Raw genomic sequence first — 16,132 nt, 5'->3', positions numbered from 1 at the left:
CGGCGCGGGCGTCGATGTAGTGCAGCGTGGTGCCGGGCAGGGGTTTCTTGTAGCGGGAGGTCATGGGGGCGGATGGATTCTCGGGCCTGCGTGGGCCGATTGCTGTGCGCCGATTACTGTGCGCGGATTTCGTTGTCTTTCACCACCTTGGCGTAGCGGGGAATCTCGGACTGGATCAGGGCGCCGAACTGGGCCGGTGTGCCGCCTGCCGGGGACACGCCCGTGGGCTCCAGCTGGGCCAGCAGTGCCGGCGCCTTGAGGCCGGTGTCCAACGCCGCATTGATGCGCGACAGCACGGCGGGCGGCAGGCCCTTGGGCGCGAGCAGGCCGTGCCAGGCCACCACGTCATAGTCCGGCAGGCCGCTTTCGGCCACCGACGGAATCTCGGGATAGGCGGGCAGGCGCTGGGCCGTGGTCACGGCCAGGGCGTGCAGCTTGCCGCTCTTGACGTGCTGCATCAGCGCCTCGGTGCCGGCCACCAGCATGTCCACGTTGCCCGACAGCAGATCGGTCACGGCCGGGCCCGTGCCCCGATAGGGCACATGCGTGGCCTTGACCTTGGCCATGCCGAACAGGTACTCGGTGACGATGTGAAGATGGCTGCCATTGCCGGCCGAGGCAAAGGTCAGCTTGCCCGGGTTCTCACGCGCATAGGTCAGCAGTTCCTGCAGGTTTCTGGCGGGCACGCGGGGGCTCACGCAGACCACGTAGGCGCCTTTGGACAGCTGGATCACGGGCGTCATGTCGGCCACGGGGTCGAAGCGCAGCTTGTACAGCGAAGGGTTGACCGTATAGCTGCCCGCCACCAGCAGCAGCGTGTAGCCATCGGCCGCCGAGCGCAACGCGTACTCGGTGCCCAGCGTGCCACCGGCGCCCGGCCGGTTCTCCACCACCACGGGCTGGCCCAGCCTGTCGTTGAGCACGTTGGAGGCCACGCGCGCAATGAAGTCCGAACCGCCGCCGGGTGCGAAGGGGCAGACGATCTTCAGCGACTTGCTGGGAAAGGCCTCCTGGGCCAGGCCCTGGTGCGGCAGCGCAAGGCCGGCCAGCGGGGCGGGCAGGGCGGCGCAAAAGCGGCGGCGGTTGATGCTCATGGGTTGGTGTCTCCTGCAGAGTTATGGTTGGCAGTGCACCAGGCTTGTTGCAAGCGGCATGCCATCCGACTCAAGGGGAAACCCGTGCAAGCCCCGCAGCCTGCTGCCAGAGGCTGAAGGGCTGCAGCGCCACCTGCTGCCGCGCCATTCGTTTCATTGATGTTTCAAAACTGCCGCCTCTGATTTCATGGATGAGGGCTTGTGCAATGCCTCGCCCTCCACCCCTGGTGCCTGGCAAGGCCCGGCAGGCCCGGCGGGCTCGGGCACAGGGAGCCGGGTGCAAGCACCTTGCTGCCTGCAGTCTAGGGTTTGCCCGTGGAGGTCTTCAGCAAGAGCGCATTCCGACGATAGAGCAAAGGCGTTTGTAGGATTTGTCTTACATATGATTTGCCTGCCGGGTGCCGAAATCCATTTATCCTCGCTCTCTGCTCCACATGGCCTGCCCGGCCTTTTCGGGTGGCTGGCCATGGGGCTGGCAACGAGTGGTTCCGTGCTCCTGGACCGATTCCCCGTGACTGCCTATTCAGCCTTAGCCGCTCCATGTCAGCTTTTGCCCAGCGCACGCTTGTAGCCATCCGGACCGCCTGGCCAGCCGCCACCGTCATGGCGGTGGGCATGTGCCTGAGCGCCGCGCTCGCCTTGCAGCAGCAGCGGGCGCTGGAGCGCATCGACCTGCAGCGCCATACGCAACAGGCCCAGTCTGCCCGCCAGGCGCTGGAGATGCGCCTGGATGCCTATGCCGTCATGGTCCAGCATGTGGCCAACCAGCTGGCCGCCTCTCCCGAGATGGGGCAGCAGGCCTTTGCGCGCATTGCGCAGGCGCTGCGCATACAGATACAGCCCGGCATGCAGGCGCTGACCTTTACGCGGGCCGCAACGGAGCGCGGTCAGGCCAGCCAGGATCCGTCGGCCTCGTTCAGGCCCGATCCCCACTATTTCTTCATCGACTATCTCTGGCCGGTGGAAGGCAATGAATCCATCGCCGGCCTGGACATGCACGACCGCCCCAGTCTCATGGCCAGCATGCTGCGCAGCCGGGACAGCGCGGCCGCCGTGGTCTCGGCGCCGTTTGCCATGAAGCAGCCCGGCGAGCATGCCACCGCCGTGCTGGTGCGCGCGCCTGTCTTTGCGCTGGCGGACCACCAGTCCCCGGATGGCACGGCAGCGCATCCGCAGTTCCTGGGAACGGCCGACGTCAGCATTCGTGTGCACGACCTGGTGCAGGACCTGCATGAGCGCGGCTTCCTGGGCCGGCTAGCGCTGGCCATGCATGACGCAGGCCCGGTCTCGCCCCTGCCGCCGGCCGGCGTATCGCCGCTGCCGCTGTATCTGGGTGCTGCCTGGCCCGAGCGCGGGCAGGAAGCGGTAGGCCTGGGCGATACCGGCCAGGTGGTGCTGGAGCAGACGCTGCAGGCCCAGGACCGGCTGTGGCGGCTGAACTTCATTCCCGTGAGCACGGCCCTGTCCTGGACCGAGCGTGCCCAGCCCCTGGTGTTGTTTGCGCTGGGCATGCTGGTGTCAGTCCTGCTGGCCTCGCTGGCGGCAGCCTGGTGGCGGCGCCATCCGTCCAGCTGGGCGCAGCTGCGTGCCTCTTCCCGCAGCATGCGCGAGAGCGATGCCCGCTTTCAGGCACTGTTCGAGCAGGCCGCCGTGGGCGTGGTGCAGATCGACGCGGCCAACGGCAATGTCCTGCATGTGAACCGCAGGTATTGCGACATCACCGGCCACGAGGCACAGCAGCTGTGCCAGCGCCCCCTGCTGGCCCTGGTGGCCGCCGAAACGGTGGAGGGCGACAGGCTGCTGCTGCAGGAACTGGCTGCGGGCCAGCGCCGCGCCCTGCAGATCGAGCGGCAGCTGCGGCGCAGCGACGGCAGCCTGGTCTGGGTGGAACTGCACATCTCCGCGCTGGGCCACGGCCCATCGCTGCGGCTGATGGCCCTGGTGCAGGACATCAGCGCGCGCCGCCACTTGCAGCAAATGCAGCGCGACGGATCGCGCCACCTGCGCATGGTCATCCAGCGCCTGCCCCTGGGCCTGGCCATGCTGCAGGAGGATGGCCGCTTCGCCTACTGGAACGAGGAATTCATGCGCCTGGCAGGCCATGGCGCCACGGCCGGCATGGATGGCGACGGCTGGTGGCGCAACATGTGCCCGGATGAAGCCCGCCGCCAGCGCATGCAGCGCCGCTTCGAGGCTGCGCAGGCGCGGGCGCGCGTTGCCCAAAGCCCCCATGGCAGCGAGTCCGACAGCTGCGGCACCCTCAACTCCGAGGAGTACCAGCTCATAGGCAGCGACGGCTGCGCGCGCTCCGTATCCATCGGCGGCATGCTGCTGGACGAAGGCTGCCTGCTGATCCTGCAGGACCAGAGCCAGCGCAAGACCGCCGAAGAGGAAATTCGCCGCCTGGCCTTCTACGATGCGCTCACCGGCCTGCCCAACCGCCGCCTGCTGGTGGACCGGCTGCAGCAGGCGCTGGCCTCCAGCCGCCGTCGCGGGCGCTGTGGCGCCGTCATGCTGCTGGACGTGGACAACTTCAAGGCCTTCAACGACAGCCTGGGGCTGGAACTGGGCGACGTGCTGCTGCGCATGATTGCCGAGCGACTGGCCCAGTCCCTGGGCCGCGAGGCCACGCTGGCCCGCCACAGCGGCGATGACTTCGTCGTGCTGCTGGAGGACCTGGGCAAGGACTCCATGCACGCCGCCTCCAAGCTCGAAGGCGAGGTCCAGCGCATGCGTTCGCTGCTGCTGCAACCGCTGCAACTGAGTGGCCAGTCCTGCCACATCACGCTGAGCATCGGCGCCAGCCTGTTCGGCGAGCAGGAGCTCAGTGCCGACGAGGTCCTGCGCCGTGCCGAGATGGCCATGTACCAGGCCAAGGGCATGGGGCGCAACACGCTGCAGTTCTTCGATCCGCAACTGCAGGCCGTGCTCAGATCGCGCACGGCCATGGAGCAGGAAATGCGCGAGGGCCTGGTGCGCTCGCAATTCGTCCTGTACTACCAGCCGCAGGTGGCGAACGGGCGCATCGTCGGCGCCGAGGGCCTGCTGCGCTGGAACCACCCGCGCGAAGGGCTGGTGCCGCCGTCGCTCTTCGTCTCGCTGGCCGAGGAAACGGGCCTGATCCAGCAACTGGGCGAATGGGTGCTGGGCGAGGCCTGCCGGCAACTGGCGCAATGGGCGGCGGAGCCGGACATGGCCTGCCTGATGCTGGCCGTCAACGTCAGCCCGCGCCAGTTCCACCAGGCGCGCTTCGTTGAGCAGGTGCTGCAGGCGCTCAAGGAGCACGGTGCCAATCCGCGCCTGCTCAAGCTGGAGCTGACCGAAAGCCTGCTGCTGGCCGACGTGGACGACACGGCGGCCAAGATGGCCACGCTCAAGGCACACGGCGTGGGGTTCTCGCTGGACGACTTCGGCACCGGCTACTCCTCGCTGGCCTATCTCAAGCGCCTGCCGCTGGACCAGCTCAAGATCGACCGCAGCTTCGTGCGCGACGTGCTCAGCGACCCCAACGACGCGGCCATTGCACGCACCATCGTCGCCCTGGGTACCAGCCTGGGCCTGCAGGTCATCGCCGAGGGTGTGGAGACCGAGGCGCAGCGCCAGTTCCTCGAAGACCAGCACTGCCACGCCTGGCAGGGCTACCTGCTCAGCCCGCCCGTGCCCGTGCGCAGCTTCGAGGCACTGGTGCGCCAGGCCATCGTGTCGCGCCCTCCGGCCCTGAGCCCGGCGAACCTGCCGCAGCAGGCGCAGGACCGGCCCCAGGTGCTGGAGTGCACGGATGGCAGCGGGGTGCCGGACGCCCCCTCAAACCATTCTTGACATTCGACACGGCCCCGCGCGGGCCGCTTTCCATTCTTGAGCAGGGGTGGCGCGCGGTATCATTCCGAGCTTCCCTGTTGTTCCCCCACGTCCTCATTCGTCCGTTCGCCGCGGACCGCCATCTGCCTGCATCGTGCGCCTGAATTCCATCAAGCTGTCCGGCTTCAAGTCCTTCGCCGAGCCCACCAACTTCATGCTGCCGGGGCAACTGGTGGGCGTGGTGGGCCCCAACGGCTGCGGCAAGTCCAACATCATGGATGCGGTGCGCTGGGTGCTGGGCGAGAGCAAGGCCAGCGAGCTGCGCGGCGAGTCCATGCAGGACGTGATCTTCAACGGCACCACGCACCGCAAGCCGGCCAGCCGCTCCAGCGTGGAGCTGGTGTTCGACAACAGTGACCACCGCGCGGGTGGCCAGTGGGGCCAGTTCGGCGAGATCGCCGTCAAGCGCGTGCTCACGCGCGAGGGCAACAGCAGCTACTTCATCAACAACCAGGCCGTGCGCCGCCGCGATGTGCAGGACGTGTTCCTGGGCACGGGCCTGGGCCCGCGGGCCTACGCCATCATCGGGCAGGGCACGATCAGCCGCATCATCGAGTCGCGCCCCGAGGAACTGCGCCTGTTCCTCGAAGAGGCCGCAGGCGTGTCCAAGTACAAGGAGCGCCGGCGCGAGACCGAGAACCGGCTCTCGGCCACCACCGAGAACCTCACGCGCGTGGAAGACATCCTGCGCGAGCTCAACAACAACCTCGACCGGCTGGAAAAGCAGGCCGAGGTGGCGGCCCAGTACAACGCGCTGCAGTCCCAGGTCACGCTCAAGCAGCAGCAGCTGTGGTTCCTCAAGCGCGCCGAGGCCGAGGCCGAGCAGGACCGCGTGCGCGTGGAGGGCCTGCAGGCCGTCAACGAGCTCGAAGAGCGCATGGCCGACATCCGCAACAACGAAAGCGGGCTCGAAACCCTGCGCCAGGCGCACTACGACGCCAGCGACCAGGTCAACCAGGCCCAGGCCAAGCTCTACGAATCCACGGCCGAAGTCGGCAAGCTGGAGGCCGAGATCCGCTACGTGCTCGAAGGCCGCCAGCGCGTGCAGCAGCGGCTGCAGCAGCTGTCCGAGCAGGTGCTGCTGTGGAACAGCCGCCGCGAGGAAGCCGAAGCCGAGATCGAGAACCTCGAAGGCGCCGGCATGGACGCCGAGGAACAGGCCGAGATGCTGGCCGCCCAGGTCGAGGAGCAAAGCATGCGCCTGCCCGACCTGGAGGACGCCCTGCGCAATGCCCAGAAGGCTGACACCGACCAGCGCGCCAGCGTGGTCCAGGTGCAGCAGCAGATCCAGGTGCTGGCCGCCGAGCAGCGCAGCCTGGACGAGCAGCGCCGCCAGTTCGAGACCCGCTTCGAGCGCCTGCGCGCCGACCGCAACGCCCTGGAGACGCCCGACGAGGCCCGCCTGAACAATCTGCAGTCCCAGTTGGAAGAGGCGCGCGAACTGGCTGAAATGGCCGATGCCGTGCTCAACGAGCTGCAGGACTCCGTGCCCCAGCTCGACGAGGACCGCCGCACGCGCCAGCAGGCCGTCAATGCCGAGGCCGCGCGCCACGCGGACCTGTCGGCGCGGCTGGAAGCGCTCAAGGCCCTGCAGGAAAAGGTCAAGACAGACGGCAAGCTCCAGCCCTGGCTGGCCAAGCACGGCCTGGACGGCATGCAGGGCCTGTGGAGCCGCATTGCCATCGAGCCCGGCTGGGAAAACGCGCTGGAGGCCGCGCTGCGCGAGCGCCTGGGCGCGCTCGAAGTGGGCCGGCTCGACATGGTGCGTGGCTTTCTGGGCTCAGGCGGGCACGATGCGCCGCCCGCGCGCCTGGCCTTCTTCAGCCCGCCGCAGGGCGCGCCCGCGCCGGCCGCCGGCCGCTGGCAGCACCTGTCGGACCTGCTGCGCGTGAACGATGCCGGCCTGCGCGCCGTGCTCGGCGACTGGCTGCAGGACTGCTACACGGCGCCCACGCTGGAAGAGGCGCTGTCGCGTCGCGGCGAACTGCGGCCCGGTGAAACCGTCTACGTGCCCACGGGCCATGCCGTCAGCAGCCACAGCGTGAGCTTTTATGCGCAGGACTCGGAGCAATCCGGCCTGCTGGCACGCGCCCAGGAAATCGAGCACCTTGAAAAGGAAGTGCGCGCCCAGGCGCTGATCTCCGACGAATCGCGCACGGCCCTGGTGCGTGCCGAAAGCGCCTATGCCGAGGCCTCGCAGCGCCTGGTCAGCGCCCGGCGAGAGGCCAGCGAATCGCAAAGCCGTGCCCATGAGCTGCAGGTCGAGACCCTGCGCCTGTCGCAGCTGGCCGAGCAGGCCCGTGCGCGCAATGCCCAGATCAGCGCCGACCTGGCCGAGGTCGAGGCCCAGCTGTCCGACATCGAGGAGCGCCGCGTGGCGGCCGAGGCCCGCTTCGAGGAACTGGACATGCAACTGGCCGATAGCCAGGAGCGCCATGCCCAGCTCGGTGACAAGGTGCTGGAGTCCGAGCGGCGCCTGAACGAATCGCGCGAGCAGCTGCGCACGCTGGAACGCCAGGCCCAGGAGGCCACGTTCTCGCGCCGCAGCCTGGAAGCGCGCCGGGGCGAACTCAGCCGCACCATAGAGACCGCCAGCCAGCAGGCCCGCTCGCTGGCCGACGAGCAGCAGCGCGCCCAGGACGAGCTCACGCGCCTGACCGATGCCGCGGCCCAGGGCGGCCTGCAGGATGCGCTGGATTTGAAGATGCAGCGCGAGCAGGCCGTGGCCGCGCGCCGCAGCGAATATGACGACCTGACCAACAAGCTGCGCGCCAGCGACGAACGCCGCCAGCAACTGGAAAAGGCGCTGGACCCGCTGCGCCAGCGCATCACCGAATTCCAGCTCAAGGAGCAGGCCGCGCGCCTGGGCCTGGAGCAGTACTCCACCTTGCTGGAAGAGGCGGGCGCCGACCTGGCCGCCGTCTCCCAGTCCATTGCCGAGGCCAATGTGCGCATGCACGGCCTGCAGGGCGAGATCGACCGCCTGCACCGCGAGATCGCGGCCCTGGGCGCGGTCAACCTGGCGGCGCTGGACGAGCTGAAGCTGGCGCGCGAGCGCAAGACCTTCCTCGACGCGCAGACCGAGGACCTGACCCAGGCCATGAACACGCTGGAAGATGCCATCCGCAAGATCGATGCCGAGACGCGCGAGCTGCTGTCGGGCACCTTCGAGACCGTGAACGGGCATTTCGGGCGCATGTTTCCCGAGCTGTTCGGCGGCGGGCAGGCCAAGCTGGTCATCACGGGCGATGAAATCCTGGACTCGGGCGTGCAGGTGATCGCGCAGCCGCCCGGCAAGAAGAACCAGACGATTCACCTGCTGTCCGGTGGCGAGAAGGCGCTGACGGCGATTGCCCTGGTCTTCGCCATCTTCCAGCTCAACCCGGCCCCGTTCTGTCTGCTGGACGAGGTGGATGCGCCGCTGGACGATGCCAACACCGAGCGCTATGCCAAGCTGGTGGCCAGCATGAGCAAGAGCACGCAGTTCCTGTTCATCAGCCACAACAAGATCGCCATGGAAATGGCCCAGCAGCTCATCGGCGTGACCATGCAGGAGCAGGGCGTGTCCCGCATCGTGGCCGTGGACATGGAGTCCGCGCTGTCCATGGCTGAGCTATCCTGAGCATGTCCGCAACCTTTCAAACCCCTTTGCTGGAACGACGTTTCATTCCTTCATTCCATGAGTAACCTGCAAATCAGTCTGGCCGTCCTGGGCTTTGTGGTGCTGGCCCTGATCCTTGCCTACAACAGCTGGTCCGCGCGCCGCAATGCACCCAAGCGCGCCGACCCCGTCGATGAAGCGCAGCGCGATCCCTCGCGCCATGAGCCCGGCATGGACACCGTGGGCCACGGCCCGGACCTGACGCACAGCCTGCGCGAGCCCGTGCTGGGCGACTTCGGCACCGCCGCGCCGGGCCAGAGCCCCGCCTCCGCGGACCGCTTCGCCGAAACCGATGCCGAGCTGGCCCATCTGGTCCAGCTCGAAGAGCAGCAGCGCCAGGCCGCGGCCCAGGCTGCGCTGGCTGCCAAGGCCGCCCAGGCAGTGCAGTCCGCGCAGGCCGCCCATGCCCTGCAGGCGGGCGAAGACGCCAGCGCATCGGCACCCGCATCTGAATCTGTGTCCGCGCCTGCGGCGTCCCCGTCGGCACCGCAGTCCATCGAGCCTTCCCTCAACGACGCGGCCCTGACCAGCGCGGCCGCCAGCCGGCCGGGTCTGGATGCGCTGATCGACGCGATTGCCCCCGTGCAGGTCGGCCAGGCCGTGCCTGGCGAACTGGCGCTGCAGGCCCAGCCCGCCACGCGGCGCGCGGGCAACAAGCCCTTTGCGATCGAGGGCATGAACCAGTCCACCCACCAGTGGGAGCCACTGCAGCCCGGCCAGCGCTACCTGGGTTTTCAGGCCGGCGTGCAGCTGGCCAACCGCACGGGTGCGCTCAACGAGATCGAGTTTTCCGAGTTCGTTGCCAAGGTGCAGCGCTTTGCCGACGCGCTGGGCGCCACGCCCGACGTGCCCGACATGCTGCAGGAAGTGGCGCGAGCGCGCGAGCTCGACCAGTTCGCCAGCGAGCACGACGCCCAGCTCACCTTCATGCTGCGCGCACGCCAGGCCTCCTGGAGCGCGGGCTACGTGCAGCAGAACGCATCGCGCCAGGGCTTTCTGCCGGGCTCCATGCCCGGGCGCATGGCCCTGCCTTCGCCCACGCCCGGCATGCCGCCGGTGCTGGTGCTCAACTACGACCCGCAGGCGGCCATGGCCGACGACCTGGACACCTCGGTGGTGCGCGAGTTCCTGCTGAGCCTGGACGTGCCCCAGGTGCCGCGCGGCGAGCAGGCCTTCGTGCAGTTGCGCCAGGTGGCCGAGCGCCTTTGCCAGACCATGGACGGCGTGCTCTGCGACCAGAACGGCTACCTGCTGCCGGCCATGGCGCTGGACCCCATCCAGCACGACCTGGAACATCTCTATGACAAGCTCGACAGCCGCGAGCTGTCGGCGGGCTCCATGCTGGCGCGGCGACTGTTCAGTTGACGCGGCGCGGTGCCCCTGGTGCACAACAGGCTCCTGGCCTCAACCCCATGAATGACAATCTGGATCTTTTCTCCGGCGCAGCCCCTGCGGCGCCGGAGTCCGGGGCCGCCCCCGACAAGGTGCTGGCCAAGGTGCAGGCGCTGCGCGCCCAGCTCAACCAATGGGCGCATGAGTACTACGTGCTGGACACGCCCACCGTGCCCGACGGCGAGTACGACCGCGTCTTCCAGCAATTGCAGGCGCTGGAAGATGCCTACCCCGAACTGGTCACCCCGGACTCGCCCACGCAGCGCGTGATCGGCGCCGTGCTCGACGGCCTGATGCCCGTGCGCCATGCCGTGCCCATGCTCAGCATCCGCACCGAGACCGACAACGAGGCCACGGGTGCCGAGGCCTTCGACGCACGCATCCGCAAGGAGCTGGAACTGGCCGAAGGCGCGCCGCCCGTGGAGTATGTGGCCGAGCCCAAGTTCGACGGACTGGCCATGAACCTGCGCTACGAGAACGGCCGCCTGGTGCAGGCCACCACGCGCGGCGACGGCGAGGTGGGCGAGGACGTCACCCACAACATCCGCACCATCCGCAAGATTCCGCTGTCCCTGCCCGAAGGCAAGGGCGTGCCGCCCGTGGTCGAGGTGCGCGGCGAGGTCTACATGGGCCGCGCCGACTTCGTCAAGCTCAATGAGCGCCAGCAGGCCGCCGGCGGCAAGAGCTTTGCCAATCCGCGCAATGCGGCGGCAGGCTCGGTGCGCCAGCTGGACTCGGGCATTGCGGCGCAGCGCCCGCTGTCCTTCTTCGCCTATGGCCTGGGCGAGATCACGCCGGCTGCCCAGGGCGGCCCCGACTTCGTCACCCACTACGCCATGCTGCAGACGCTGCGCGACTGGGGCTTCCCGGTGGCGCCCCAGGTCTGCATCGCCAAGGGTGCGGCCGAGCTGGTGGCCTTCCACCAGCGCATGGGCGCCGAGCGCGCCACGCTGCCCTACGAGATCGACGGCGTGGTCTACAAGGTCAACAGCCTGGCCCAGCAGCGCCAGCTGGGCTTTGTCTCGCGCGAGCCGCGCTGGGCCGTGGCCCACAAGTACCCGGCCGAGGAAATGCCCACGCGCATGGAAGGTATCGACATACAGGTCGGCCGCACGGGCAAGCTCACGCCCGTGGCGCGCCTGGCCCCCGTGGCGGTGGGCGGCGTCATCGTCACCAATGCCACGCTGCACAACCTGTTCGAGATCCGCAAAAAGCGCGTGCGCACGGGCGACACCGTGGTCGTGCGCCGCGCCGGTGACGTGATCCCCGAGGTCGTGGGCCGCGTGCCCGGTGACCGGCCGGCCTATGTGCCCAACTTCCGCATGCCCGCTGCATGCCCCATCTGCGGCAGCGCCGTGGCGCGGCCCAAGGGCGAGGCCAACCACCGCTGCACGGGCGGCCTGTTCTGCCCGGCGCAGCGCAAGGAGGCCATCCTGCACTTTGCCGCGCGGCGCGCCATGGACATCGAGGGCCTGGGCGACAAGCTCGTGGACCAGTTGGTGGACGGCCACGTGGTGCGCACGCTGCCCGACCTCTACCGCCTGGGCCTGGTGGCCCTGGCATCGCTGGACCGCATGGCCGAGAAGTCGGCCCGGAACGTGCTGGACGCGCTGGAAAAATCCAAGAAGACCACGCTGGCGCGGTTCCTCTTCGGCCTGGGCATCCGCCAGGTCGGCGAGTCCACGGCCAAGGACCTGGCCCGCCACTTCGGCCAGCTGGACGCCATCATGGACGCCAGCGTCGAGCAACTGCTGCAGGTGCGCGACGTGGGGCCCATCGTGGCCGAGAGCATCCACACCTTCTTCGCCCAGCCCCACAACCGCGAGGTGGTCGAGCAACTGCGTGCCTGCGGCGTGCACTGGGAAGAGGGCGCGGCGCGCGAGCAGACCGCCCAGCCGCTGGCCGGCATGACCGTGGTGCTCACGGGCACGCTGCCCACGCTGGGCCGCGACCAGGCCAAGGAGATGCTGGAGGCCGCGGGCGCCAAGGTCTCCGGCTCGGTCAGCAAGAAGACCAGCTATGTGGTGGCCGGTGCCGAGGCCGGCAGCAAGCTGGCCAAGGCCGAGGAACTGGGCGTGACCGTGCTGGACGAGGCGGGCATGCTGGCGCTGCTGGCAGGCGGGGACCGCTGATGGCGCTGAGTCCGCGCAAACCCGTGGTCGGCCTGGCGCTGGGCAGCGGGTCGGCGCGTGGCTGGGCGCATTTCGGCGTGCTGCGCGCGCTGGAGGATGCGGGCCTGAGGCCCGACATCATCTGCGGCTCGTCCATCGGCGCCCTGGTCGGTGCCTCCTATGCGGCTGGCGAGATGCAGCGCTTCGAGGAATGGGTGCTGGGACTGGGCATGCGCAAGGTGTTCGGTTTCATGGACTTCAACATCACGGGCGGCATGCTCAAGGGCGAGAAGCTGATCGCGTTCTGGCGCGAGCACTTCGTGGACTCGGCCATCGAGGACCTGAAGATTCCCTTCGGCGCCGTGGCCACCGACCTGCATTCGGGCGCGGAGGTCTGGCTGCGCAAGGGCTCCATCGCCGATGCCGTGCGTGCCTCCATCGCGCTGCCCGGCCTGTTCACGCCCGTGCAGCGCGAGGGGCGGCTGCTGGTCGACGGCGGCATCGTCAACCCCGTGCCCGCCTCGCTGGCGCGCGCCATGGGCGCGGACATCGTGATCGCGGTCGATCTCAATGCCGACATCATGCGGCGCCACATGCGGCCGCTGGCTCCCTCCGCCGCCATGGCTGCCGCGCCGCCGCTGGAGGAAGCCCCGCCTGCCGTGGAGCAGGGCGTGGCGCCCGAGGACCTGGCCGGCCAGGCCAGCGCCGTGGCCGGCACGGCATGGGTGCGCAGGCTGCAGCGCGGCGTGATGGGGTGGATGCCCGGCCACCACCGCGACGAGGCCGGCCGCGAGACCGAGCCCCCTCCCCGGCCCCCCTCGTTGCTGGACGTGGTGATGACCAGCGTCAACATCATGCAGATGCGCATCACGCGCAGCCGCATGGCGGGCGACCCGCCCGAGCTGGTGATAGCGCCGCGCTTGTCCCACCTGGGCCTGCTGGACTTCCACCGCGCCCGCGAGGCTATCGACGAAGGCTACGAGGCAGCGCAGGCCGCGTTGCCGGGCCTGCGCCACTGGGGCCTTTGAGGCGTTACAGGCGCGGCACACCCGGCACGCCTTGTATGCCTGATAGGCCCGGGCTACGCCGCCTCCCTTTCCACACTGACTGCATTGCGGTCGGCATTGGCCGCGGCAACGCGCGAAGGCTGCAGCCTGCGCATCAGCGCGGCGGGGTCCAGGCACTGGATCAGCGGCAGGCCCGAATCGGCATGCACCAGCTTGCGCACCAGGGCCGTCGCGGTGTCGGCCGCGTTCAGCATGGGCGAATCCACCAGCGCGCTGGCTGGCAGCCGGTGCACGCCCTGCAGCGCGCTGACCAGCAGGCCCACGCGCAGGCCGCCATGCTGGACCACGATGACCTGTGACTGCTCGGTGACCACGCCGGGCTGGCCCTGCAGCAGCGCGGCCAGGTCGAACACCCAGACATAGCCGCTGACGCTGCCCTGGCTGCGCCGTGCCAGCGCGCCCACGCAAAACGGCAGCCGTCCTGCCGCCACGGGCGAGATGGCGCTGGCGGGCAGGGCCTCGCAGACATCGCCCGCGCGCAGGGCAAGCAGGCTGGCGCCCACGTAGAAGCTGGCCAGTTCCACAGGCGCGTCGCCGCTGCCATGCGCGGCGCGCCCGTGCCCGTGCCCGTGCCCGTGCGTGGCGGGCCGGGCACCATCCAGGCGGGTGGCCGACGCCAGGCGCAGCGCGCGGTTGCGCGCATCGGCATGCACGGGGCCCAGCCGCTGCAGGCTCAGGCTGACGAGGCCGGCCAGTGTGTCGTCCGTTGCGCTTTCTTTTGCATCGCGTGCCGCGCCCTGGTCCAGACGGAACTCGCGGTAGCCGCGCCCGGCGGCCATGCCGACGATGCAGTAGTGGCCCTCGATCTCCTCGATGCTGCTGCGCACCTCGCCATCGGCCAGCGATGCCAGGCCGGCCACGCCTGCGATGCAGCTGCCCAGCGGGCGCCCGCCATGGCTGGCGGCGACGATGCGCCCGTCACGCGCCACGTAGAAAGCTTCCATCGGCAGGCGCGGCAGGCCGCTGTCTTCGGGATCGGTGGCTGCAGCGTGCTCTGCCGTTGCTGCCTGCTCTGGCGCTGCGGCCTGCAGCATGGCCTGCAGCTCGCGCCGCGTGTGGAACAGCAGGGCGATGCCGCCGATGACGGGGCCCTGATCGCCGCCGTGTGCATGTCCGTGCGCCTGTTCACTCCCAGGCGATGGCGCGCGCAGCGCGGCATGGTAGACATGGACGGGCAGGCCTCCATCGTCCATCTCCTGCACGTGGTAGGCCTGGGCATCGCGCAGCAGCACAGTGGCCTGCAGGGCCGATGCCTGCACGCGCGTGCCGGGAGCCAGGGGCAGGCCGGCCTCGTCCTCATGGCTGCAGGCCAGTACCAGGCCCTGGGCGTCGTACAGCGCAATGCGCGCATAGACGGTGTACAGCGCATTGAGCTGCTCCAGCAGCCGCTGCGCGCTGTCGTGGGCCTGTACCGACAGGGCCAGGCAGCCGCTGTTGTCCTCCAGCACCTTTTGCAAACCCGGCGTCAGGGCCCACCAGCGGCAGTCGTTGGCACGTTCATAGAGATTGCGCTCCAGCAGGTCCATCAGCAGCCGGTTCAGCGTGCTGTGCTCCTGCAGCCGGGTGGACAGCGCGGTCTCGTGCAGGCCGTGAATGGCGCGTGTGAACACGGCATGGGTCAGGTCGCCGGTCTCGCCCATCTGCTCCAGCACGGCCTGCAGCGGGTCCGGGTGCGCCGCGCCCTGCACGGGGGACTCCGGCGCCTGGCTGGCAGCCAGCACCTGGCCATTCCAGACCACGCGGCGTATGTCGTCGGCCGCGCGGGCCATGGCGTGCAGCGGCGGGCAAAAGCCGCGCGCCTGGGCCATCAGCCCCTCGGCAATGGCCGGCTCCAGCGCCTGCAGCACCTGCGGTCTTTGCTGCGTGGCGAAGGCCAGGTCCAGCGGTGCCATCACCTGGGTCTGCCAGCCCTGCGGTCCGGCATAGCCTTGGTAGGGCAGGGCGCGCGCCGTGCGCACCAGGTAGGTGCGGCCTGCATGGATCAGCGGCTGCACGGCATCACCATGGTGCATGGGCACGCGGCTGCCGGGGGCTATCCAGTGGGCGTCGCTGCTGGCGATGACCAGTCCGCCCTCGTCCAGCAGCAGTCCCACCTGGGCGCGCGGCCCGCCCGAGGCAAAGATGGCCTGCATCTCGGCGGCGAAGTCGAAGCTCAGGCACAGCACGCCGAGCACCGCCATGGTGCGTGGGTGCAGCAGGCGCTGCGCGTAGATCAGGCGGTCAGCGCCTGGCAGCACGCAACTGGCGCCGAAATGGCTGACATGGCCGGCCTGTTGCAGGGACTGCTGGAACCAGGCCTCGGCACAGGGCGGTGGCGGCTTGCCGCCTGCCTGTGTCTGGGCACGGGCGCAGACCTGGCCTTGCGTGTCCAGCAGCAGGATGTCGTCATACACCGTGTACTTGGCTCGGTAGCTCTGCAGGTGCGCCTGCAGCGGTGCCTGCCATGCGCGCAGACTGCCGGCCGCCATGTCGGGCAGGCCACAGCCATCGCCATCGTCAAGCCGTGCCATGGCCTCGCACAGCACGGTATCGGCGGCGAGAAAGCCGACATCGGCCGTGCGCTCGTACAGGCTTCGCACCAGCAGGTCGATGGCATGGGTGGACTGCATGCCCAGCTGGGCCATGGCCTCCTGCGCGGACTGCGCCAGCTGCGACTGCAGCAGGCCTTGCTCCAGCTGCTCCAGTCCCTGGCGCGTGTCGGTGAGCATGGACACCAGGGCCTGCCCCTGCTGCGAGGCCTGCATGCGGGCCGAGGCTTCGATGAGCCGCCACATGAGCCGTATTTCGCGCAGGTCGGCGGCGTTGCGGTTGAGTTCCCGCAGGTGGGGAAGAATCAGGTCGGTTGGCAGGGATGTGGCCATGGAGCGCTCCGCAGTCAGGTTCAGGCTGGGTGAAACCCGCTTTCCCCGATCAGGGAAAAGCCTGATGCAACGAGCAAGAAGGAGGCCA

General features: G+C 69.2%; 7 protein-coding genes. 5 read left to right on the top strand and 2 right to left on the bottom strand.

The features are described 5' to 3' along the window. Window positions 1-113: 113 nt before the first annotated feature. Window positions 114-1,094 (bottom strand): tripartite tricarboxylate transporter substrate binding protein, encoded by a 981-nt coding sequence (locus tag IAE24_RS27775; protein WP_013802568.1) that lies wholly within the window; start codon window positions 1,092-1,094, stop codon window positions 114-116. Between the two features lie 540 nt (window positions 1,095-1,634). Here IAE24_RS27775 and IAE24_RS27770 point away from each other — a divergent pair. The 5 genes from IAE24_RS27770 to IAE24_RS27750 all read left to right on the top strand — a co-directional run bounded on the left by IAE24_RS27770 (window position 1,635) and on the right by IAE24_RS27750 (window position 13,144). Next, window positions 1,635-4,913: a bifunctional diguanylate cyclase/phosphodiesterase gene (locus tag IAE24_RS27770; protein WP_199962297.1), complete on the top strand. Its 3,279-nt coding sequence runs from the start codon at window positions 1,635-1,637 to the stop codon at window positions 4,911-4,913. 133 nt (window positions 4,914-5,046) lie between these two features. Continuing rightward, the gene (gene smc / locus IAE24_RS27765; RefSeq protein WP_071955691.1) at window positions 5,047-8,574 is read left to right on the top strand and encodes a chromosome segregation protein SMC; all 3,528 of its coding nucleotides are present in this window, start codon (window positions 5,047-5,049) and stop codon (window positions 8,572-8,574) included. Window positions 8,575-8,631: 57 nt separating this feature from the next. Beyond that, window positions 8,632-9,978 (top strand): cell division protein ZipA C-terminal FtsZ-binding domain-containing protein, encoded by a 1,347-nt coding sequence (locus IAE24_RS27760; RefSeq protein WP_065346993.1) that lies wholly within the window; start codon window positions 8,632-8,634, stop codon window positions 9,976-9,978. A 47-nt stretch (window positions 9,979-10,025) separates the two neighbouring features. Beyond that, on the top strand, window positions 10,026-12,137 hold the full coding sequence (gene ligA, locus IAE24_RS27755; RefSeq protein WP_199962296.1) for an NAD-dependent DNA ligase LigA: 2,112 nt from the start codon (window positions 10,026-10,028) through the stop codon (window positions 12,135-12,137). Next, a complete protein-coding gene (locus IAE24_RS27750; protein ID WP_013802563.1) occupies window positions 12,137-13,144 on the top strand; it encodes a patatin-like phospholipase family protein in 1,008 nt (335 codons plus the stop codon). The genes ligA and IAE24_RS27750 overlap by 1 nt, the downstream gene beginning before the upstream one ends. Before the next feature lie 53 nt (window positions 13,145-13,197). On the opposite strand, the gene IAE24_RS27745 is transcribed toward IAE24_RS27750, so the two are convergent. Then, window positions 13,198-16,044 (bottom strand): chemotaxis protein CheW, encoded by a 2,847-nt coding sequence (locus tag IAE24_RS27745; RefSeq protein ID WP_199962295.1) that lies wholly within the window; start codon window positions 16,042-16,044, stop codon window positions 13,198-13,200. Window positions 16,045-16,132: the final 88 nt, after the last annotated feature.

It is taken from the genome of Delftia sp. S65 (genome assembly GCF_016516495.1).
GTDB lineage: Bacteria > Pseudomonadota > Gammaproteobacteria > Burkholderiales > Burkholderiaceae_C > Comamonas > Comamonas acidovorans.
This window is presented reverse-complemented; position numbering and strand designations above follow the sequence as displayed.

What these genes read in the sequence shown, in the direction of transcription:
- IAE24_RS27775 (WP_013802568.1), bottom strand. Translation starts at nt 1,094, where the DNA reads ATGAGCATCAACCGCCGCCGCTTTTGCGCCGCCCTGCCCGCCCCGCTG.
- IAE24_RS27760 (WP_065346993.1), top strand. Translation starts at nt 8,632, where the DNA reads ATGAGTAACCTGCAAATCAGTCTGGCCGTCCTGGGCTTTGTGGTGCTG.
- IAE24_RS27750 (WP_013802563.1), top strand. Translation starts at nt 12,137, where the DNA reads ATGGCGCTGAGTCCGCGCAAACCCGTGGTCGGCCTGGCGCTGGGCAGC.
- IAE24_RS27770 (WP_199962297.1), top strand. Translation starts at nt 1,635, where the DNA reads ATGTCAGCTTTTGCCCAGCGCACGCTTGTAGCCATCCGGACCGCCTGG.
- IAE24_RS27745 (WP_199962295.1), bottom strand. Translation starts at nt 16,044, where the DNA reads ATGGCCACATCCCTGCCAACCGACCTGATTCTTCCCCACCTGCGGGAA.
- ligA (WP_199962296.1), top strand. Translation starts at nt 10,026, where the DNA reads ATGAATGACAATCTGGATCTTTTCTCCGGCGCAGCCCCTGCGGCGCCG.